The organism is Arthrobacter sp. SDR-2R (assembly GCF_057747955.1).
On the sequence record NZ_CM173231.1, the window covers coordinates 1,245,165 to 1,265,626 of the forward strand.

Consider the following 20,462-nt stretch of genomic DNA (forward strand, 5'->3'; position numbering starts at 1 on the left):
GATATTGACTCGAGTAGATGCGGGTGAAACACTCGGAGAAACTTCAATCGGAAGGCAAACAATGACGTTCTCCATCGGCATCGTGGGCGCGGGCCAGTTCGGCAGCCAGTTCGCACACCTGTTCAACCTGCATCCCGGCGTCAGTGCGGTCTATGTTGTGGACGAGCTGCCGGAGCGGGCTGAATCCGTGGTCCGAAGGCTGGATCTTGCCGGCGTCGTGCCCGACTTTGACGCCCTTCTGGCCTCCGACGTCGACGCCGTGGCGGTCTTCACCCAGCGCTGGACGCACGGGCCCCTGGTGGAGCGTGCTCTCCGCGCCGGCAAGCACGTCTACTCAGCCGTGCCCATGGCGGTTGCCGAAGAGGAGATCGCCCGCATCATCCAGGCCGTCCGGGACACCGGCAAGGTGTACATGATGGGTGAGACCAGCTACTACAACCCCGCCACCGTGTATGCCCGCGAACAGCAGGCGGCCGGCAGGTTTGGCCGGGTCTTCTACTCCGAAGGCGACTACGTCCACGACATGGACCTCGGCTTTTATGACGCCTACCAGTACAGCGGGGGCGAGCGGTGGAAGGAGACGGCAAGCTACCCGCCAATGCTCTACCCCACCCATGCGATCGGCGGGGTGCTGGGGGCCATCCCGGCGCACGCCGTCAGCGTCAGCTGCGTGGGCGTCAAGGACCAGCGGGATGACGGGGTATTCGACAAGGACGTCAGCATGTTCGGCAATGACTTTTCCAACGCCACGGCGCTCTTTGAACTGAACGACGGCGGCGTGATGCGCACCAACGAGATGCGCCGCGTGGGCTATCCCTCCCACATTCGCGAATCGCGCTTCCGGTTTTTTGGCACGGAGGCAAGCTTTGAACAGCTCGCCAGGGTCACCGTCTGGCAGGACAAACAGAATGTCCACGACATCTCCGAGCAGATGGAAACCCGGCCCAGCATGTCCCTGGACGATCCCTCACTGGCCAACGTGGCCCCGGAACTCCGGGACGCATTCGTGTCGGGACTGGCCCCGGTCCACGACGCCGGACGGTTGCCTGAGGAGTTCCGCGGCGCACCGAACGGGCACGAGGGAAGCCACCATTTCCTGGTGGACGACTTCGTCACGGCGGTCAATGACGGCACACTGCCGCCCGTGAATGCGTGGGTGGCCGCCCGCTTCACCCTCCCGGGCATCGTGGCCCACCAGTCCGCCCTGCAAAACGGCGTACGGCTTCCCATCCGTGACTTTGGGGATGCGCCGGGTATGAGTGGTTAGCATGGACAGCATGACTTCCCTGGCCGCGCAGGCCTCCCGCGGCGGCCCGGTGACCCGCAAGGATGTGGCGCGCTATGCCGGCGTCAGCACCGCCGTCGTCAGTTACGTGGTCAATGGCGGACCCAAGAAAGTGGCGCCGGCAACCGAAGCCAAGGTCCAGGACGCCATCCGCGTCCTGGGCTACCGGCCCAACGCCGCCGCGCGGGCGCTGAAGCTCGGCTCAAGCGAGACCCTGGGGCTTATCGTCCCGGACATCTCGAACCCGTTCTTCTCACTGTTTTCGCACGCCGTGGAGGATGCCGCCGCAGACCTGGGGTACGCGCTGGTGTTGAGCAACTCGGACGGAAACCTGGCCAAGGAACGCCGCAACATCCGGAACCTCGCCGCCCGGCAGGTGGACGGCGTCCTGCTGGCCAGCGTCCTTTTCGAACCCGATCTCGAGGCGCTGGAAACGGCGGACATCCCGTCCGTGCTGCTCAACCAGGAACGTGACGCCCCGGGCTTCAACAGCATCGGTGTGGACCTGGCGGCCGGAGCCAGGATCGCGGTGGAACACCTGATCAGCCATGGCCACACCAACATCGGCCTGGCCATGGGAACCAACGTCTCCGGGGAGACCGACGGCCGTGAAGTGGGTTGGCGGCAGGCGCTCCAGGAAGCTGGTCTGCCCGAGGGGCCCATTGCCTACAGTGCCTTCACCCGGCCCGGAGGGTACGTGGCCGGGCAACGCCTCCTGGCGTCAGTGAACCGGCCAACGGCCGTCTTCGCCACGTCCGATATGCAGGGGATTGGACTGCTGCGGGCCATCCATGAAGCGGGACTGTCTGTTCCGGGCGACATTGCCGTGGCGTCTTTTGACGGCTCGGCCGACTCTGAATACTCCTGGCCGCCGCTGACCACCGTTGAGCAGCCGGTGGCGGCCATGGCGGAGGCTGCCGTGGCGGCACTCGTTGGAGCCAGCCGGGGGGAGGACCCGCGGCACCGGATCTTTCCCACCAAACTGCACGTACGCCAATCCTGCGGCTGCCCCTAGCCGGCCGACTGCATGGCGGGCAGGCGCAGCCTGGTCCGCTCCTGCAGGACCCGCCGGGCCTCCGGGCCAAGTCCGGAATCGCTGATGACCTCATCCACGTCATCCAGGGCGGCGATGGAACTGATGCCCAGCATTCCCCATTTGGTGTGGTCGGCCAGCACCACTGTCTTGCGCGCTGCTGCCATGAAGGCCCGGTCGGTTTCGGCTTCGAGCAGGTTGGGTGTGGTGAAGCCCGCCTCGGCATCCATCCCGTGGACGCCCAGGAACAGCACGTCCAGGTGCAGTTGCTTGAGGGCGCCCGTTGCGATGGGCCCCACCAGGGCGTCTGAGGGCGTGCGCTCGCCTCCCACCAGGATCACGGTGGAGGAGTAACGGGCCGAGCCGGACGAGGCAGCGTGGTGGAAGAGGTCCGCGATCCTGACAGAGTTGGTGACCACCGTGATCCGCGGCCCTCCAACCAGTTCCTTGGCCAATGCCCACGTGGTGGTGCCGGCACCCAGGCCGACCGCCATGCCCTCGTGGACCAGGGCGGCCGCCTCCACGGCGATGGCGCGCTTCTCCGCGGTCAACTGCGTGGACTTCAGCTCGAAACCGGGCTCATGCGTGCTTGCATCCCCCGGCAGCTTGGCGCCGCCGTGGATTCGTTCCAGCTTGCCGCCCTCCTCGAGCAGCTCGATGTCCCGCCTCACCGTCATCAACGAGACGCCAAGCTGGGTGGCGAGGTCCGAGACCCGGACCACCCGCTCCCGCTGGACGGCATCCAGGATTGCTTGGTGTCGGGCGGCAGGCAGCATGGAGGCGGATCCTTCAACGCGGGTGGCAAGGGTGCTCCCAGCATACGGCGACGGCGCCTCCCCGGCTGGGGAAGCGCCGTCGCCGTATTGCTACTTCCGGAGGCTGGCCGCGATCTGCTGCATGATCGTGGGGTCGGACAGCGTGGTGGCGTCGCCCGGGTCGCGGCCTTCCGCCACGTCCTTGAGGAGCCGGCGCATGATCTTGCCGGACCGGGTCTTGGGCAGTTCGGGCACCACCAGGATGTTCTTGGGCTTGGCAATGGGCCCGATTTCCTTGCCCACGTGGTTGCGCAGCTCCTGTACGGTGGCGTCGCCGTTGTTCACGGCATCGCCGCGGAGGATCACGAACGCAACCACGGCCTGGCCGGTGGTTTCGTCCGTGGCGCCCACGACGGCGGCCTCCGCCACGGCGGGGTGGCTCACCAGGGCGGATTCGATTTCTGTGGTGGAGAGCCGGTGCCCGGAGACGTTCATGACGTCGTCCACGCGGCCCAGCAGCCAGATGTCCCCGTCTTCGTCCTTCTTGGCGCCGTCCCCGGCGAAGTACATGTTTTCGAAGCGGGACCAGTAGGTGTCCTTGAACCGCTGCGGGTCGCCCCAGATGCCGCGCAGCATGGCCGGCCAGGGTTCGCGGATCACCAGGAAACCGCCGTGGCCGTTGGGGACGGACTCGCCCATTTCATCCACCACATCCACGGCGATACCGGGCAGCGGCACTTGGGCGGAGCCGGGCTTGGTGGCGGTGACCCCGGGAAGCGGGGCGATCATCTGTGCGCCGGTTTCGGTCTGCCACCAGGTGTCCACGATGGGCGCCTTGTCGCCGCCGATTACCTTGCGGTACCACATCCAGGCCTCGGGGTTGATGGGCTCGCCCACCGAACCCAGCACCCGCAGGGAGGAAAGATCGTACTTCGCCGGGATCTCCGCGCCCCACTTCATGAAGGTGCGGATGGCGGTGGGAGCGGTGTACAGGATGGAGACCTTGTACTTTTCCACGATCTCCCACCAGCGGCCCTGGTGCGGGGAGTCCGGCGTGCCCTCGTACATGACCTGCGTGGCGCCGTTGATGAGCGGGGCGTAGGCGACGTAGGAGTGGCCGGTGACCCAGCCGACGTCGGCCGTGCACCAGTACACGTCCGTTTCCGGATGCAGGTCAAAGACCGCCCTGTGGGTGTAGGCGGTCTGGGTGAGGTAGCCGCCGGTGGTGTGCAGGATGCCCTTGGGCTTCCCGGTGGTACCGGACGTGTAGAGGATGTAGAGCGGGTGCTCCGAATCGTGGCCCACTGCGGTGTGCTCTGCGCTGGCCGTCCCCACCGTGTCCGCCCACCAGTGGTCCCGGCCCTCGTGCCAGTCCACGTCCTGGCCGTTGCGCTTGACCACCACCACGTTCTGGACCGTGTGGCCATCGTGGGCCAGGGCATCATCGACGGCCGGCTTCAGGGGGCTCGGCTTGCCTCGGCGGTAGGTGCCGTCGGCGGTCACCACCAGCTTGGCTTCGGCGTCGTCGATGCGGGACCGGAGGGCCTCGGCCGAGAAGCCGCCGAACACCACCGAATGCACCGCGCCGATCCGGGCACACGCCAGCAGCGTGATGACGGCTTCCGGGATCATGGGCAGGTACACGGCCACCCGGTCGCCCTTGGCAACGCCCAGGGACTCGAAAGCGTTGGCCGCCTTCTTCACTTCCTCGGTCAGCTGGGCGTAGGTATAGGTGCGGGTGTCGCCGGGCTCGCCCTCGAAGTAGATGGCCACGCGGTCGCCGTTGCCGGCCTCCACATGCCGGTCCAGCGCGTTGTACGCCGCGTTGATTTCGCCGCCAACGAACCACTTGGCGAACGGCGGATCAGACCAGTCCAGCGCCTGTGTGAAGTCCTTGGACCACGTCAGCAGCTCCCGGGCCTTCTTCGCCCAAAACGCGGGCCGGTCGGCGTTCGCCTCCCCGTACTCGGCGGCGGTGACAACGGCGTCGGCCGCGAATTCCGGGGAGGGTGGAAAGGCCCGCGTCTCATGCAGCAGGTTCGCGAAGGCGTCGCCCTGGTGGCCTTGCTGTCCTGCCGGCTGGGCGGAAGCGGACGGAACGGTAGCCGTGGAGCTGGGGGTGTCCTGGGACATGTGAACCTCATCATTCATCGATCTTTGCCGCGCGGGACGCCGCCACCGCATTGGCCCGCCGATCGCACGGCATTGGGCTCCAGCCGGGGGCGGGCATACCGCAAAGAGCTGTTCCGCAACCAAGCCTAATGCTTACGGTGCATCCGCTGTGTGCCCCGTCACATAGGCGGCCATGAGCGGCATTTTTTATGCGGTGAATGGTCTCTTCATGACTCGCCAGGCACCGCCGGAGGCCTGCCCCAGCTAGTGATCGGCCGGGCCGTTGACTAGGCTGAGATGGAATTGTGACTTCACTTCGGACCTCTCCGGCCGGGCGCAAACAGCGCCTTGCCGGGCCCGGACCGCATGTCAAGACGGCACAGTTTTCGGGTCCGGACCGGGCCCGGTGCCGCCACGCTAAGGAGAGCAGAATGAACCAGCAGAGTTACGGCCAGCGAACGGGTCCGGACACCAAGGCAGGGCCAGGAGCCTCCGGGCCTGCCGTGGGAGGATCCGCGCACGCGACACCGGCCGGCAACGCCGCCAAGGGGCAGGCTGCAGGGCAGAAGGCCGGCTCCGGGAAGATCGACCCGAACGCCAACCAGGCGGTCCTCGGTCCGTTCACCGTGCGCGACCTGGCCGTCTTCGCAGGCACCCTGATCCTCTTTGTCGCGTCCCTGCTTCCCCTCTTCGGCGCCCGGTACAACCTGTGGAACCTCAACAACCTGTTCTTCCTGGGACTGGGCATCGTCCTGCCGCTGATCGCCAGCGCACTGTTCGCGGCGCGCCGCCTGGCACCCGCCACAAGGATCCGCGTGGGGTCGCTCTCGATCGACCAGTTCGCCTCCGTTGTGGCCTCCTTCGCCCTGGCCTTCTTCTTCCTGTCCGTTGCAGGCGGCTACGTCACCAGCCTGCTGGTGGGCCTGATCGGCTCGCTCGTCCTCTTCGCCGCCACCGTGCTGGGCCGGTTCCTGCCGTACCTTTCCGGTGACTTCAAGGACCGGCCAGAGACGCCGGCGCACATTGTGGCCCGCGAGGCCGCGGTCCCGCTGCGGAAGCCGCGCACCCCCAAAGCCCCCAAGCCGGAGTCCGGCTCCAACCAGTCAAAGGGCGGCTTCAAAGGTGCCACCCTGTTCGGTGGGGCCGGTGCAGGTTCCTCCGCCGTCGAGCCGGGATCTTCCAGCCCCAACCCTGCGCCGGCGCGTTCCACCCACACGCCCGCCACTGCCGCCGTCCCCGTGGCCAATGCCGGGGCTGCCGTTGCAGGGACCGGTGCTGCAGCTGCCGGCGCTCCAGCTGCGGGCACCGTCGCGGGTCCGGCTGCCTCGACCCCCGCGGCGCCAACCGCCCCTGTATCAACCAGCCCTGTATCAACCAGCCCTGTATCATCCACCCCTGTATCAACCGCCCCCGAAGCCGCTGACCGGGATGCCGGCACACCGCATGTGGACGCCGGCCCGCCCACCCAGGCGGCCGACGTCGTCCGTCCTGACTCAACCCCGGCCCCGGCAGCCGAGGAGACCCAGCACGGTGCCGTCCCCGCCGTGGGCGCTCCGCAGGCAGCGTGGGAGCCGCCGGCCGCCACCGCTGTCCACCAGCAGGTCCGTTCCGAGCATCCCATCGGCGCGACGGTGGACCCGTCCACCCGCCATGACGAGACCGACGGGCAGCCCATCCATGAGGCTTTCTGGTTCGCCGTCGCCCAGCACCGCACCGCCTACGACCCCCGCACCGGTGCGCCTGCCTTCGTGATCGAGCCCGGCGGCTGGGTACTGGCGCTGGAGGACCGGGGCCACGAATTCCTGGTCCAGCACACGGACGGACGGCTGGGCGTCCTGCGCGACCTCAGCAACATCGAGCGCGGCTGACGCCGTGGCCGGGCCACGCAGCAAGAACGGGCAGGCCGCGGGGATGCCCGTGGTCTCGTCCGAATCCGTCCTGGCGCTGAAACGGCGGGCACGGCGCATCCACCGGGCCCTGGCCGAAAAATATCCCTACGCCCACGCGGAACTGGACTTCCGCAACCCCTTCGAACTGCTGGTGGCCACCGTGCTGTCCGCCCAGACCACCGACGTCACGGTCAACCAGGTCACCAAAGTGCTGTTCGCACGCTGGCCCAATGCCCGGTCCCTGGCCGAGGCGGACCCCACGGAGCTTGAAACCATCCTCAAGCCCACGGGGTTCTTCCGCGCCAAAGCGAGGAACGTCCTGGCGCTGTGCACCCGCCTGGTGGATGACTTTGACGGCGAGGTCCCGGGGCGGATGGAAGACCTGGTCACCTTGCCCGGGGTGGGCCGCAAAACCGCCAACGTGGTGCTGGCCAACGCCTTCGGCATCCCGGGCATCTCCGTCGATACGCATTTCGCCCGGCTCGCCAAGCGGTTTGGGTGGACCCAGTCCGAGGACCCTGTGCAGATCGAACAGGACGTGGCGGAGTTGTTTGACCGCAGGGACTGGACCATGCTGTCCCACCGTGTGATCTTCCACGGCCGCCGCGTCTGCCACGCCCGGAAGCCCGCCTGTGGTGCCTGTCCCGTGGCTAATTGGTGCCCGAGCTATGGCCTGGGGGAGACCGACCCCGTCAAAGCAGCCAAGCTCCTCAAGTATGAACTTGCGCCCGGCAGCGAGGCGTTGCTGGAGCAGTACCTGTCTGAACAGCAGCGGGCTGCGGAGATCCGGATGGCCTCCCAGGCGAGGGCCACGTGAGCGCAAGGGAAGACCTGGCCGCGCTGGTCCAGCGGGCGGAAGCCGGGACGGCCGGGCCCCCTGATCCACGCTGGGCTGCACTGACAGTAGATGCCTCCCGCGCCCGCAGGGCCGCGGTCCTGATGCTTTTCGGGGTGCTCGACGACGTCCCGGCCGCGTCCGGCAAGCCACTGGCGCCGGCGGATCTGGACGTCCTGCTCCTGGAGCGCGCCCACACCCTGGGTTCGCATCCAGGGCAGGTGGCGTTTCCCGGCGGCAGCATCGACCGGGGCGAAACGCCGGTGGCGGCTGCGCTTAGGGAAGCCGAGGAGGAAACCGGACTGGACACCGGCGGGGTGGAAGTCCTCGGCACGCTCCAGGAACTGGGCCTGGCGCACAGCAACTTCCTGGTGACGCCGGTGCTCGGATGGTGGCACTCGCCGTCGCCGGTACGGGTGGTGGACTACGCCGAATCCGCCCAGGTATTCCGCGTCCCGGTCAGGGACCTCCTGGACCCGGACAACAGGGTGATGGCCACGGTGCACCGCGCAGGCCGCACGTTCGACAGCCCTGCCTTCACTGTCAACGGCGTGGTGGTGTGGGGCTTCACCGGCATTGTGCTGAGCGGCCTCTTCGACCAGCTCGGCTGGTCCGTTCCATGGGACCGCACCAGACTGCACCCGATCGGGGTCTAGTTTTCAGGCCTGCTGGTGGCGCAAATCCACCACGATTCCGGTGGCGGCATTCTCGCGCATGGCGTTGATCCCGTCGCGGAGCAGGCTGAGGGACCTGAAGGTTGGTGACACCGCAACGATATTGCCTTCGGCGTCGGTCAGCCGCAGCCGGTACGACTCATCGCCTGCACGGTGAATTTCAAATCTTCCCGCCATGGACGGGGACCTCCCTGGTATGCGTCGTTGCATCAGCGTGTGGACCGGTCTGCATCAGCCCCGCTTCGACTGTAACGTCCGTCACCGGGCGCGCATAGCTACCGCCGGGTAGATTACTTATCGTCTCGACGACAGCGAAAGAGGCAGCACGGGAGGCCCTCCGCCCTATTTGGCGAGGTCGTAGGAGTCCACCACGGCCATGCTGACGGGGAACTCCACGGGGATGGGACCGAACAGCAATTCCTTGGCGGCCTTGGCCGATTCCTCGATTGCCGCGATGCAGGCATCGACGCGGTCCGAGGGCGCGTGCACCATGACTTCGTCATGCAGGAAGAAGGCGAGTTGGGCCCCCACAGGTCCGCCGCTGCCGCCGGTTCCTGCCGGCCGCAAGGCGCGCAGCCGCCGTCGCAATTCTGCCAGCCAGCAGGCCGCCCAGTCCGCTGCCGAGCCCTGGACCACGAAGTTCCGGGTAAACCGCCCGCGGGACCGCGCGATCGACTCTGCCCTCCGCTGCTCCTCCGCCGTGGCCGAGCGCTGGCTGAGGAACCACTGCCCGGACGGCGGAGGGCTGCTGCGGCCCAGCCTGGTGGTGACCGTCCCGCCCGCTTCGCCCGCCCGTGCCGCCCGCTCCACAAAGTCCACGGCACGCGGGTAGATGCGGGCCAATTGCGGCATGAGGCGGCCGGCCTCGCCGGAGGTGGCGCCGTACATGGCGCCCAGCAGGGCCATCTTCGCCTTGGCCCGGTCGCCGCCAAATCCCTTGGCGGCGATCCCGGCGTACAGGTCCTGGTCCCGCGCCGCCTCAGCCATGGCCGAGTCCTGCGCCAGGGCCGCCAGGACGCGCGGCTCCAGCTGCGAGGCGTCCGCAACGATGAGCTTGTGGCCAGGGTCGGCGTGCACCGCGCCGCGGACCTGGCGCGGAATCTGCAGCGCCCCGCCGCCGCGGGATGCCCAGCGGCCCGACACCACGCCTCCCACCACGTATTCCGGGCGGAACCGGCCGCCGTCCACCCACGCGTCCAGCCAGGACCAGCCGTTGGCGGTGTGGAGGCGGGAAAGCTTTTTGTACTCCAGCAGCGGCTCGATGGCCGGGTGGCTGGATTCCCTCAGCTCCCACTTCCGGGTGCTTTTGACCTCGATCCCGTTGCGGTGCAGCGCGCGCATCAGGTCCTGCGGGGAGTCCGGGTTGAGCCCGGGCGAGTTGAGCAGGGCGCGCAGCTCCGCCGCCAACGCCTCCAGTTTCACCGGACGCTGCCCGGCGGGCGGGCGCGGTCCCAGATGGCCGGCCAGGATCTGTTCGTGCAGGTCTTCGCGCCAGGGGACCCCGGCGTGCTGCATCTCGGCGGCCACAATTGCGGCCGCCGACTCCGCCGCGAGCAGCAGCTGGAGGCGGTTCCGGCGGTTTTCCTCCGTGCCCACGCCTGCCAGCGCACTCTGTTGGGCTGCGTATTCGGAACGGAGTTCCTCGAGCGGCGCCCCCGGCGGCGGCCCGGTTGCGGGATCATCGAACAGCGCGCCCTGGTCTGCAGGGGGACGCGGCGGCTGCAGCGACTTTGGCGGAAGAGCGGGATCCTCCACCGGTACTCTGTCCGTGTTCCGGGCGTAGTCGGTGTGCGCGCTGAACTGCGAGAAGGCCAGGATGTTGCCGCACAGGGTGAGGTCGTAGCAGCGCTCCACCTCCACCCCGGATGCGAGCAGCGCCGGGTACCAGTCCTGGGTCCGGTGCCATATCCAGCGGGGCGGTTGGCCACCGGGGCGCCGTGCCTCCAGTTCGCGGACGACGGCGGCAAGGTCGGTGAGTGCCACAACGCGGGGTTCGGGATTGGCCGGCTGGGCGAGGCCCGCCAGCGTCAGTTCCTGGAGCGCCGCGCCGCGGGGGTGGGCGGCGAGCAGCAGGTACATGTTCCCATTGTGCCTTGTTGGAGGCTGTGCCTCGTTGGAGGGTTGGGCCTTGTTGAGGTGTCCGCGCTGCAGGTTGTCCACATACGGGACTTGCTCCCTTAACCAGGCCGCACCGCCGCGGCAGAGTGGCTCCATGAGCAGGCACCAGCTGAACGCATCCACATCCGGTCCGGGACCGGCCTCCGGCTCCTCGTGGCGGCCAACGAACACGGCGCCACCATCCCGCGGGGGTCCTGTTGCGGACAGCGGGGAAGCGTCCGAGGCCGCCTGGCTGCCGGAGCATTCAAAGCCTGGCGCTTCAGGGCTCAGGGGTTCAATGCTTGGGGGTTCAATGCCCGCCGGGATGCGGCCGGATGGCGCAGGAGAGGTCCTGCTGGTGACCTCCTCCGGCGTCCTCCGTGCCGAAGTGGAGCGTATTGTGGCAGCCGCCGGCGCGCACCTGCACGTTGTCCCGGAAGCAGTGGAGGCAGGCCGCTACTGGGAGGCGGCAGCTGCCGTCCTGGTGGGCAGTGACGTGCGTGAACTGCCGCCCCGGCGCAGCACGCCTGCGGTCATGGTGGGCCTCGACGGCGAGGGCGACAGCCTCTGGCACCTGGCGGCGGCCCTCGGGGCAGAGCGTGTTGCCGTACTGCCGGATGCCGCCGCCTGGCTGGCAGACCATCTGAGCAGGTCGCGGTCGCCGGGCCCGGGCGGAATGGTCCTTGGCATCACGGGCGGTTGCGGCGGTGCAGGAGCCACCACCGCCGCCATCTGGATAGCGCAGGCGGCAGCAGGGCTGGGGGTACGGGTCCTGCTGGTTGACGGCGACCCATGGGGTGGCGGCCTGGAGCTGGCGCTCGCAGCAGAGGAAACCCCCGGGCTCCGATGGCCGGACCTCGCCGAGGCCAGGGGAAGCATCGACCCCCTGCAGCTCTCGGATTCCCTACCCGTTGCGGGAGGCTTTTCCTTCCTGTCCTGGCCTGCCACACGGGAGCAACCCCTTCCCGTCGCCGCCGCAGCCGCAGCCGGTGTGCTTGATGCTGCGCGCCGTGGCTATGAACTGGTCCTGCTCGATGTGGGAAGGGGGGCAGAGCCGCTCCATACGGTGGCCTGGGACTGCGACCGGATCATGATGGTGGTACCCGCACAACTGAAGGCAGCAGTGGCGGCCGTACGCCTGATGCAGGAGCTTCCGCCAGTGGAGGCGGCCCTGCTGGTGCGGGGCCGGCCGGGCTCCGCGCTGGACAGTTCGCTGATCGCTGACGCCGTGGGACTGCCGGTCCAGGGCCGGATACCAGAAGTCCGCGGCGTCGGCGGAGCCATGGAATCCGGCCGGCTGCTGGACCTGGGGAAGCGCCGGAACATCCGGCGCTTCGCTGCATCTGTGCTCGATTGGCTTGGCGATGACCTGCCGGCTGGAGAGTTGGCATGAGCCCGGCGCCGGGTAATCCGTCGGCTCCGGCCGGGAAAGCGGGCAGCGCAGCGGGGGCGGGAGGCCTGGGCTCACGGCGCAGCGTCCGCATCCTGGAAGCAAACCAGGCAGGCCGCCTGACGCGCAGCAGGGGAACCGCCGGCAGCGGCAGGACCATCGATTCAGGGCTGCTGGAATCCGTCCGCGAATCGATGATGGCAGAGGCCGGTGCCGTGACGCCGTCACGGGTTGCCGCGGCAGTCCAGGCCACCGGCAAGCTGTTGGGCACCGCAGGATCCCTTGCCGCCGTAGAGCGGATCAGTGCCGAACTCAACGGGCTGGGGCCGCTGCAGGAGCTCACCCGGGATCCCGCCGTCACCGACATCTTCGTCAACGCTCCCCACTCCGTCTGGGTGGACCGGGGCCGCGGCATCGAGCGGGTCCCCGTCCTGTTCGACGGCGAGGCACAGCTGCGGGCGCTGGCCTGCAGGCTCGTCGCTGCAGGCGGGCGCCGCCTCGATGACGGCTCGCCCTGTGTCGATGTCAGGCTCGCCGGCGGCTACCGTGTCCATGCCGTGTTGCCGCCGGTTTCCACGTCCGGGACGCTGCTGAGCGTCCGGATCCGCAGGGAGAAGGTCTTCAGCATGGAGGAGCTGCGCACCGGGGGCATGTTCGGCCCGGGAGTGCAGGCGGTGCTTGAGAAGGTCGTGGACAGGAGGCTGAGCTTTCTGATCAGCGGTGCCACGGGTTCCGGGAAGACCACGCTGCTGTCTACGCTCCTGGGATTGTGTGCGGCGGAGGAGCGGCTGGTCCTGATCGAGGATGCGTCCGAACTGAATCCTGTCCACCCGCACGTAGTCGCGTTGGAATCACGGCACGGAAACCTCGAAGGCGGCGGGACAGTGGACCTGGGGGAACTCGTCAGGCAGGCACTTCGCATGCGTCCGGACAGGTTGGTGGTGGGCGAGTGCCGGGGCGCGGAAGTCCGCGAGCTCCTTACCGCGATGAACACCGGGCACAGCGGCGGTGGAGGAACCATCCACGCCAACACGGCAGCAGCAGTCCCCGCCAGGCTCAACGCCCTGGGCGCGCTCGCCGGGCTGGGACCCGAGGCTGTTCGGCTCCAGGCTGCCAGCGCCGTTGACGCTGTGATCCACGTGGGCAGGACGTCCCGGGGGAGGGAAGTCCTTTGCATCGGACTTATCGGCGACGGCCCGGAGGGGCTGACGGTGGTGCCGGCGGTTGAAGAATCGGGGGTGGCGGGTCCCGCATGGCCGGCGCTGGCTGCCCGTTTGGGAATGGACTCCGGGGTCACCCTGTGACGATCCTCCTCATCGGAGTCCTGGGCGCCGCTGTGGTGCTGCTCCTGAAGCCGCCCCTGGATGCTGCGTCCAGGTTCCGTGCAGCAGGCGGCAGCAGCCAGAAGGCACCGGGATCCCGGCAGAGCCGGATACTGCGCTGGGGCAGCGCAGGCGGACGGGGCTCGGCGAAAATGCGGGGCCCTGGACTGACCCTGGTGGTGCAGCAGCTGGCGGCGCTGCTCAGGGGCGGCCGGACACCCGGGCGGCTGTGGGACGAGCTGTGGTCCGTGTACGGCACGCCGCAGGACGGGCAATGGCATGACCACGCGGCGCTCCCATCCCCAGCGCTGTCAGAGGGTTCAACTGCCGTCCTGGCTTCCGCACGCGCGGCCGCGGCAACCGGAGCCCCTGTCTCGGAGGCCATCCGGCGTGCGGTTTCCACGGCGTTGCCTCACAGGGACCGGGAGGCCAGGACCTGGTCTGAGCTTGCTGCCTGCTTTGACATAGCCGAAGCCAGTGGATGTCCGCTCGCCGACGTGCTGACCCGGTTCGTGGCCCAGCTGGAAGCGGAGGATGATGCGGATGCAGCCAGGCAGACCGCCCTCGCCGGCCCCAAAGCCACGGTCCGTCTCTTGACCTGGCTTCCATTGATGGGTCTTGGACTGGGTGCTGCCCTGGGCGTGGATCCATTGGCCACCCTGCTGGGAACACCCCTGGGACTGGCCGCATTGTTCAGTGGCGCGGTGCTCACGGCAGCAGGAAGGGCGTGGTCCGCCAGGCTTGTTGCGGCGGCCGCAGGGACAGGAGTGCCATGACCCCGGGTTTGGCTGCAGGCTTTGCACTGTTCCTGCTGCTCGCCGCAAGTGCCTGGCTTGCCTGTTCCGGCTTTAACCGGTCGTGTCACCGGCTCCGCCACCTGTTTCATGCCGTCCCGGGGGCGCAGCAGGTGGCCGAAGCCGAGTGGCCCGCAGGGAGCCGCGGCGAAGGCTTGAAGGACACTGCCATGATGCTCGAACTCGTGGCGGCGATGCTGGATGCCGGAGCCGGCATCGGGCGATCGCTCGAACTGGTGGCTGCCTCGGCCGCGCCGCAGTACAGGGACTCACTGCGGCCGGTGGTCTCGGCGCTGGCCATCGGGGCCGACTGGGAAACAGCGTGGCGCAGCTCCGCCGTCCGGCTCCCCGAAATCCTGGAGCTCCGGGATGCGCTGGGCTTCGCCGCGCTCACGGGGGCGCCATCGTCTGCAATCCTCTACGCCCAGGCAGCAAGGCTTCGCCGGGAACGGTTCCGGGCCGCGGAAAAGCGGGCCGCTTCGCTTGGCGTGAAGCTGGTAGTTCCGCTGGGCCTGTGTTCACTCCCTGCCTTTATCTGCCTTGGCGTCGTCCCCGTGCTGCTTGCCCTGGTTCCCACCGGGTAACCTGCCGCTGCCGTGGCCACCGCGAAGGCCGATCCCTTCCTCCACAACACCGGGACGGCCCACCTTTTCCACTTAGCGCATCCCCTCCCTTACCTGCTCCCGCTGGGCGGGGAAGAGTCAAGACAGCCGGGAAACCACCGGAAACCAATGGAAAGGAAAACCACATGTCCATCCACCACCGCCGTCACTACACGGCAGGAACCTCCGCGTTCGCCGCGTCCGGCCAGAAGCCCACGAAAAAGGACGGCGCCCCGCGCAGCACCAGCAGCATCCCATCCGCTTCCGCCCCTGCCTTGGGCCCAAAGACTTCCCTCCCGGAGGCAGGCAGGATCGTCGAACTCCACCCTGGTTCGGGAAGTCTCCGGCCCAAGACATGGCGCCCCACGGGGCTGCTGGGTTCCCAGGCCGGCATGGCCACCGCGGAATATGCCATTGCTACCCTGGCCGCCGTCGGGTTCGCCGGGCTGCTTGTGTTCATCCTCCGCAGCGACGAGGTACGTGGTTTCCTGCTCAACCTCATCCGCACCGCGCTGGCGCTGCCGTGACACCTCTGCCGGCGGGGCTGCGAATTCATGGACCCCTCACGGCCGTCGTCGGCAGCAGCGCCGGCGGCAACGATGACCGGAAGACGGCGGACGCCGGTGCAAACGCCCGCGGCGCGGTTACCGCAGAGTTCGCCGTGGCACTGCCTGCCGTACTGGCATTGCTGGCCATGCTGCTTGCAGCAGCCGCCGCGGGGATGACGCAACTGCGCATCGAGGAGGGAGCCAGGGCCGGTGCCAGGGCGCTGGCCCGGGGCGATGACACCGTGGCAGTGGAACGGACGGTCCGGACGCTCGCCGGCGGTACGGCGGCTGCGTCAGTTGCTGCAGACGGCGAGTGGTTCAACATCACGGTCACGGACCGCGTGCCTGGGCCATTGGGAGCATCCATCCCGTGGACCCTCACCGCGCGTGCGTCAATGCGGAGCGAAACAGCCGGGACGGGAGCCGGCATCGGCGCCGGTGCCCTCAGGGGCTCCACGCATGGCCAGGCCGCCAAATGATGGCCGATGCCGGACGGCCCCACACTGCCGCCGCCAGGCGCCACACCACCAAGGGCAGGCGCGGGGCGGGAAGGCATGACGGCCGCGAACGCGGTTCGGGCACAGTCCTGGCCGCAGGGCTGGCCCTTGTGGTCATGACGGCCATGGCCGTCATGCTGCTGCTGGCCCAGTCCGCCGTGCTGGCCAGCAGGGCGGCAGCGGCTGCGGACCTGGCGGCCCTTGCCGCAGCGGATGCGCTCCGCGGCATCACCACGGGCGAGCCCTGCAGTGTTGCCGCCGAGGTCGCCGCGCGGCACGCCGCCACGGTCCTTAGCTGTACCGAGGGCGCGGGCCAGACCATTGAGGTGCGGACCCGGCTCGGCGAGCGCCCGCTGCTGGGAGCCGCAACCGGACATGCCCGGGCAGGGCCGCCGCCATAGCGATGACGCCGGCATCGGGCGTCAGCTCCTCGCCTCCACATCCACACGGGACGTCTCGGAGGCATCCTTGAGCAGGACATCCAGCAGGGTCACCGCGGCGGCCTTGTCCAGCGGATTGTTCTTGTTGCCGCACTTGGGGGACTGCACGCAGGACGGGCAGCCGGACTCGCACTCGCAGGCCTTGATGGCGTCCCGGGTTGCCGCCAGCCACACCATGGCCTTGTCGAAGCCCCGTTCGGCAAACCCCGCCCCGCCGGGGTGCCCGTCATACACGAAGATGGTGGGCACCCCGGTGTCCGCATGCAGTGCCGTGGAGACCCCGCCGATGTCCCAGCGGTCGCTGGAGGCGACGAGGGGAAGGAGCCCGATCGCGGCGTGCTCGGCGGCGTGGAGGGCACCGGGGAACTGGGCTTCGATGAGGCCGGCCCCCGTCAAGGAACGGTTGTCCACCACGAACCATACGGCCTTGGTGAAGAGCTCCCGGGCACCCAGCTCAAGGGGCTCCTCACCCAGGACTTCGTTGGAAATCAAGGCCTTGCGCTGGAAGGAGACAACCTGCGTGGTGACCTTCACATCGCCGAAGTGGACGGTTACATCGCCCCATTGCATGGTCCGCACCGTGTCCAGGACCTCGATCTGGGTCACGTCCCGTGCTGTGGTGTAGTAGTCGGGGTTTGCCCGGCGAACCATGACAGAGTGGTCGTCTTCGTTCAGGTCCTCCACCACGTAGGTGTCGCCCTGGTGGACGTATACCGCGCCCGTGTGGGCCTGGTAATGGGTCTGGGGCGAGTCCATGGTCCCCAGCAGCGAGCCGGTCTCGGCGTCAACGATGCTGACCGGACCGCCGCCGTCGGCCCGGAGATTGACCATGGCCGCGGCGCTTTGCGAGTGGGTCCAGAACCAGCCGGCGGGACGCCGCCGCAAATATCCCTGCGCCACCAGACGGTCCAGGAGCTTTTCGGCAGTTCCGCCAAAAAGGTCCAGCTCCGCCGGTCCCAGGGGGAGTTCCGCTGCCGCGGCGCAGAGGTGTGGTCCCAGCACATAGGGGTTGGACGGGTCGAAGACCGTGGCCTCCACCGAGACATCGAAAATCGCCTCCGGGTGGTTCACCAGGAAGGTGTCCAGCGGATCATCGCTGGCCACAAATGCGGCGATGGCATCCTGGCCCGCCCTGCCGGCGCGGCCAATCTGCTGGAACAGGGAAGCCCGCGTCCCGGGCCAGCCGGCCACCAAGACCGCATCGAGACCGGAAATGTCGATTCCCAGCTCCAGGGCAGACGTGCTGGAAACGCCCAGCAGCTGGCCCGACCGCAGCGCCTTCTCCACCGCGCGCCGCTCTTCCGGAAGGTATCCGGAGCGGTAGGCGGCCACCCGCTGCGGGAGGCCGGGGTCCACCTCGTCAAGGAGCCGCTTGGTGATGGCGGAGATGGTCTCGGCGCCGCGGCGGGATTTGATAAAGGCAATGGTCCGGATCCGGGCGGACACCAGGTTGGCGAGCAGGTCAGAAGTTTCGGCCACTGCCGTCCGCCGCTCCTTGGCCCCGTTCTCGCCCCGGACCTCGGTCAGCGCCGGTTCCCAGAGCGCCACGGTGGTGGCCCCGTGGGGCGAGCAGTCCTCGGAGACCGCCTTCACGGGGGCGCCGATGAGGCGTGAGAAGGAGACATCAGGCTCGGAGGCGGTGGCGGAAGCCGCGATGAAGACCGGTTCGGGGAACGAGGTGCCCGCGCCATAGTACGCGCAGATCCGGCGGAGCCGGCGCATCAGGTTAGCAACATGCGATCCGAAGACGCCACGGTAGCTGTGTGCCTCGTCCACGATGACGTAGCGCAGCCGGCGGAAGAACCCGGCCCACCAGGCATGGTTGGGAAGGATGCCGAAATGCAGCATGTCCGGGTTGGCCAGGATGAAATTCGCGTGGTCCCGGATCCACCGCCGGGCGGCCGGATCCGTGTCGCCGTCGTACGTTTCCGCCCGTACCGTGGGCAGCCTCAGGGCCCGGATGGCGTTCAGCTGGTCGGCCGCCAGCGCTTTGGTGGGGGAAAGGTAAAGGGTGACGGCACCGTCGTCGTGAATCTTTCCCGGCTCCGCCAGCACGCGCAGCTCGGAACGGTGGATCGCATCCAGCGCCGGCAACTGGTACGCCAGCGACTTCCCGGACGCGGTTCCGGTGGCCACCACAACGTGCTCCCCGGCATATGCTGCATTGGCCGCGTCCACCTGGTGCCGGTACGGCTCGCGGATGCCAAGCGACCCGTACGCCCCGAGAATGTCCGGGTGCACCCAGGCCGGCCACGGCGCGTGGATTGCCTCCCGCGCCGGGATCCTGCGGACATGACGGAGCTGTTCCGGGTCCGGGCCGCGGCCCAGCAGAGGAATCAGGGAGTCATGGGGGTTCACCCCACCATTCTTTCATCCGATGCACCGCGGCAGGCCACGGGTCACCAACGGGAACCCCGCAGCCCGGCTCCGCCGGACGGGCCGGCTCAGCTCAGCGACAGATCCGATCCGTCATGCGATGCCGAAAGCATCAGGACCCGGGCAATGGTGCTCCAGCCGAGGTGCGAATAGAGCTTCTGCCCGTCCACGGACGCCAGCAGGAGGCCGGTCCGGATGCCGCGGCCGGACGCCTGCGCCGCCAGCGCCCGCATGATCAGGCTCCCCAGGCCCCTGCGCTGGAATGCCGGCTGGGTGATGATCTTGTCAAAGACGGCGGTATCACCCACCACGAAGGCCCGGCCGCCCGCCGCGACCGCGTCCCCCGAAAGGACTTCGGCGTAATACACGCCGTCCCTTTCGTACGTGGAAAGTCTCAGGTCGTCATCGGAAAGCCACGGGTCCTCCGCGTCCTGGGTTTCCATGTCAACGATCATCATCGCCTGCGAATCCGAGGTGACATTCAGGCCCTGCCGGCCTGCCATTGCCGCATAGCGGGAGGGGTCATTGGTAAGGATGGTCAGCACCCGCGCGGGGGCTTCTGCGGTTCGGGCGGCCAGCGTGGCGAACTCGTCATCAGTAGGTTCTGAGGCGAAGACTTCCCACTCGCCGCTGGTATCAGCACGGAGTGCTGCCGGGAAGCGGCCCTCCTTGGCGGTCTGGTAACCGCGACACCCGGCCCAGCCCGCAACCCACACCTCAAGCAGGCCAGTGATGTCTTCAACCGCGGTTTCCGGACTCATGGCAAGAAGACTATTCCAGCCCGATCGCCAGCAACAGGGGGTAGGGAATCGCTTATGCAATCGTAATGAGGCCCTCCTCCGGGCGTTGTGAAGCAGGACCAGGCCGCCGCTGCAGCCGGTACCCTTAAATGCGTGGCTTTGAACAAAATTGTGCTTTTCTACGGCTTCACCCCCATCACCGATCCGGACGCCGTCCGGCTCTGGCAGCGCGCCCTCTGCGAGAAGCTGGGTCTTACGGGCCGCATCATCCTCTCCAAGGACGGGATCAACGCCACCGTGGGCGGGGAAATCGGCGCCGTTAAGCAGTACGTCAAGACCACGCGCGAATACGCCGGGTTCCGCGGCATCGACGTCAAATGGTCCGACGGCGGAGCAGAGGACTTCCCCCGGCTCAGCGTCAAGGTGCGGGACGAGATCGTCTCCTTCGGCGCACCCGGAGAACTCAAGGTCGACGCCAACGGCGTGGTGGGCGGCGGGAAGCACCTCAAACCCGAGGAACTCCATGAACTGGTGGATGCCAGGAAGAAGGACGGCGAGGACGTCGTCTTCTTCGACGGCCGCAACGCGTTCGAAGCTGAGATAGGCCGGTTCAAGGACGCTGTAGTCCCGGACGTGGCCACCACCCACGACTTCATCAAGGAACTGGACTCCGGCAAGTACGACTCCCTGAAGGACAAGCCGGTGGTCACCTACTGCACCGGGGGCATCCGCTGTGAGGTGCTCTCCAGCCTGATGGTGAACCGCGGCTTTAAAGAGGTGTACCAGCTGGACGGGGGTATCGTGCGCTACGGCGAAGCCTTCAAGGACCAGGGACTGTGGGAAGGCTCGCTCTACGTCTTTGACAAGCGCATGCACCTGGAGTTCAGCGACGACGCCAAGACCATTGGCCAGTGCGCCCGCTGCTCCGCGCCGACCAGCAAGTTCGAGAACTGTTCCAATCCCAGCTGCCGCACGCTGACGCTGTACTGCACGGAGTGTGCCGCCAGTCCCGAGACGTTGCGCTGCCCCCAAGGCTGCACCGCCGCCTGAGGACGGTGCCGCCCCGGACGCAG

Annotated in this window: 19 protein-coding genes; 13 read left to right on the plus strand and 6 right to left on the minus strand. The window is 68.1% G+C overall.

Going from position 1 to position 20,462, the window contains the following annotated elements; translation table 11 throughout:
- The first annotated feature begins 61 nt into the window (after positions 1-61).
- Both AC3ANU_RS05750 and AC3ANU_RS05755 read left to right on the plus strand, forming a co-directional pair.
- A complete protein-coding gene (locus AC3ANU_RS05750; protein WP_018768969.1) occupies positions 62-1,267 on the plus strand; it encodes a Gfo/Idh/MocA family protein in 1,206 nt (401 codons plus the stop codon).
- 10 nt (positions 1,268-1,277) lie between these two features.
- Entirely contained in the window at positions 1,278-2,300 is a 1,023-nt protein-coding gene (locus AC3ANU_RS05755) for a LacI family DNA-binding transcriptional regulator (RefSeq protein ID WP_488315624.1), read from the plus strand.
- Here AC3ANU_RS05755 and AC3ANU_RS05760 read toward each other — a convergent pair.
- On the minus strand, positions 2,297-3,094 hold the full coding sequence (locus AC3ANU_RS05760; protein WP_018768967.1) for a DeoR/GlpR family DNA-binding transcription regulator: 798 nt from the start codon (positions 3,092-3,094) through the stop codon (positions 2,297-2,299). The genes AC3ANU_RS05755 and AC3ANU_RS05760 overlap by 4 nt on opposite strands.
- Before the next feature lie 90 nt (positions 3,095-3,184).
- Complete coding sequence (gene acs, locus AC3ANU_RS05765; protein WP_134164195.1) at positions 3,185-5,206, minus strand: acetate--CoA ligase; 2,022 nt, start codon at positions 5,204-5,206, stop codon at positions 3,185-3,187.
- A 410-nt stretch (positions 5,207-5,616) separates the two neighbouring features.
- On the opposite strand from acs, the gene AC3ANU_RS05770 reads away from it, so the two are divergent.
- The 3 genes from AC3ANU_RS05770 to AC3ANU_RS05780 are packed head-to-tail and all read left to right on the plus strand — an operon-like array spanning position 5,617 to position 8,565.
- A complete protein-coding gene (locus AC3ANU_RS05770) occupies positions 5,617-7,053 on the plus strand; it encodes an energy-coupling factor transporter transmembrane component T family protein (protein WP_488315625.1) in 1,437 nt (478 codons plus the stop codon).
- A 43-nt stretch (positions 7,054-7,096) separates the two neighbouring features.
- Entirely contained in the window at positions 7,097-7,891 is a 795-nt protein-coding gene (gene nth / locus AC3ANU_RS05775) for an endonuclease III (RefSeq protein WP_018768965.1), read from the plus strand.
- Positions 7,888-8,565, plus strand: a complete 678-nt coding sequence (locus tag AC3ANU_RS05780; protein WP_056392582.1) for an NUDIX hydrolase — start codon at positions 7,888-7,890, stop codon at positions 8,563-8,565. Before nth ends, AC3ANU_RS05780 begins: the two co-directional genes overlap by 4 nt.
- 3 nt (positions 8,566-8,568) lie before the next feature.
- On the opposite strand, the gene AC3ANU_RS05785 is transcribed toward AC3ANU_RS05780, so the two are convergent.
- Positions 8,569-8,760: a YegP family protein gene (locus AC3ANU_RS05785; protein ID WP_018768963.1), complete on the minus strand. Its 192-nt coding sequence runs from the start codon at positions 8,758-8,760 to the stop codon at positions 8,569-8,571.
- 165 nt (positions 8,761-8,925) lie between these two features.
- Positions 8,926-10,662 carry a bifunctional 3'-5' exonuclease/DNA polymerase gene (locus AC3ANU_RS05790; RefSeq protein ID WP_488315626.1) on the minus strand — a complete coding sequence of 579 codons (1,737 nt, stop codon included), beginning with the start codon at positions 10,660-10,662 and terminating at the stop codon, positions 8,926-8,928.
- 331 nt (positions 10,663-10,993) lie between these two features.
- On the opposite strand from AC3ANU_RS05790, the gene ssd reads away from it, so the two are divergent.
- The 7 genes from ssd (at position 10,994) to AC3ANU_RS05825 (ending at position 16,234) form a co-directional block, all read left to right on the plus strand.
- Positions 10,994-12,073, plus strand: a complete 1,080-nt coding sequence (gene ssd / locus AC3ANU_RS05795; RefSeq protein ID WP_488315627.1) for a septum site-determining protein Ssd — start codon at positions 10,994-10,996, stop codon at positions 12,071-12,073.
- Positions 12,070-13,374 carry a TadA family conjugal transfer-associated ATPase gene (locus AC3ANU_RS05800; protein ID WP_488315628.1) on the plus strand — a complete coding sequence of 435 codons (1,305 nt, stop codon included), beginning with the start codon at positions 12,070-12,072 and terminating at the stop codon, positions 13,372-13,374. The genes ssd and AC3ANU_RS05800 overlap by 4 nt, the downstream gene beginning before the upstream one ends.
- Positions 13,371-14,168, plus strand: coding sequence for a type II secretion system F family protein (locus tag AC3ANU_RS05805; protein WP_488315629.1), 798 nt, complete (start codon positions 13,371-13,373; stop codon positions 14,166-14,168). Before AC3ANU_RS05800 ends, AC3ANU_RS05805 begins: the two co-directional genes overlap by 4 nt.
- Positions 14,165-14,770, plus strand: coding sequence for a type II secretion system F family protein (locus AC3ANU_RS05810; protein ID WP_018768958.1), 606 nt, complete (start codon positions 14,165-14,167; stop codon positions 14,768-14,770). Before AC3ANU_RS05805 ends, AC3ANU_RS05810 begins: the two co-directional genes overlap by 4 nt.
- A 164-nt stretch (positions 14,771-14,934) precedes the next feature.
- Positions 14,935-15,315, plus strand: a complete 381-nt coding sequence (locus AC3ANU_RS05815) for a DUF4244 domain-containing protein (protein ID WP_018768957.1) — start codon at positions 14,935-14,937, stop codon at positions 15,313-15,315.
- Positions 15,312-15,815: a TadE family type IV pilus minor pilin gene (locus AC3ANU_RS05820; RefSeq protein ID WP_018768956.1), complete on the plus strand. Its 504-nt coding sequence runs from the start codon at positions 15,312-15,314 to the stop codon at positions 15,813-15,815. The genes AC3ANU_RS05815 and AC3ANU_RS05820 overlap by 4 nt, the downstream gene beginning before the upstream one ends.
- The gene (locus AC3ANU_RS05825; RefSeq protein ID WP_018768955.1) at positions 15,812-16,234 is read left to right on the plus strand and encodes an Rv3654c family TadE-like protein; all 423 of its coding nucleotides are present in this window, start codon (positions 15,812-15,814) and stop codon (positions 16,232-16,234) included. The genes AC3ANU_RS05820 and AC3ANU_RS05825 overlap by 4 nt, the downstream gene beginning before the upstream one ends.
- 21 nt (positions 16,235-16,255) lie before the next feature.
- On the opposite strand, the gene AC3ANU_RS05830 is transcribed toward AC3ANU_RS05825, so the two are convergent.
- Positions 16,256-18,631 carry a DEAD/DEAH box helicase gene (locus AC3ANU_RS05830; protein ID WP_488315630.1) on the minus strand — a complete coding sequence of 792 codons (2,376 nt, stop codon included), beginning with the start codon at positions 18,629-18,631 and terminating at the stop codon, positions 16,256-16,258.
- An 86-nt stretch (positions 18,632-18,717) separates the two neighbouring features.
- Entirely contained in the window at positions 18,718-19,410 is a 693-nt protein-coding gene (locus AC3ANU_RS05835) for a GNAT family N-acetyltransferase (protein ID WP_056392594.1), read from the minus strand.
- Between the two features lie 132 nt (positions 19,411-19,542).
- Between AC3ANU_RS05835 and trhO the strand changes: the two genes are divergently transcribed.
- On the plus strand, positions 19,543-20,439 hold the full coding sequence (trhO, locus tag AC3ANU_RS05840) for an oxygen-dependent tRNA uridine(34) hydroxylase TrhO (RefSeq protein ID WP_134164140.1): 897 nt from the start codon (positions 19,543-19,545) through the stop codon (positions 20,437-20,439).
- Positions 20,440-20,462 lie beyond the last annotated feature (23 nt).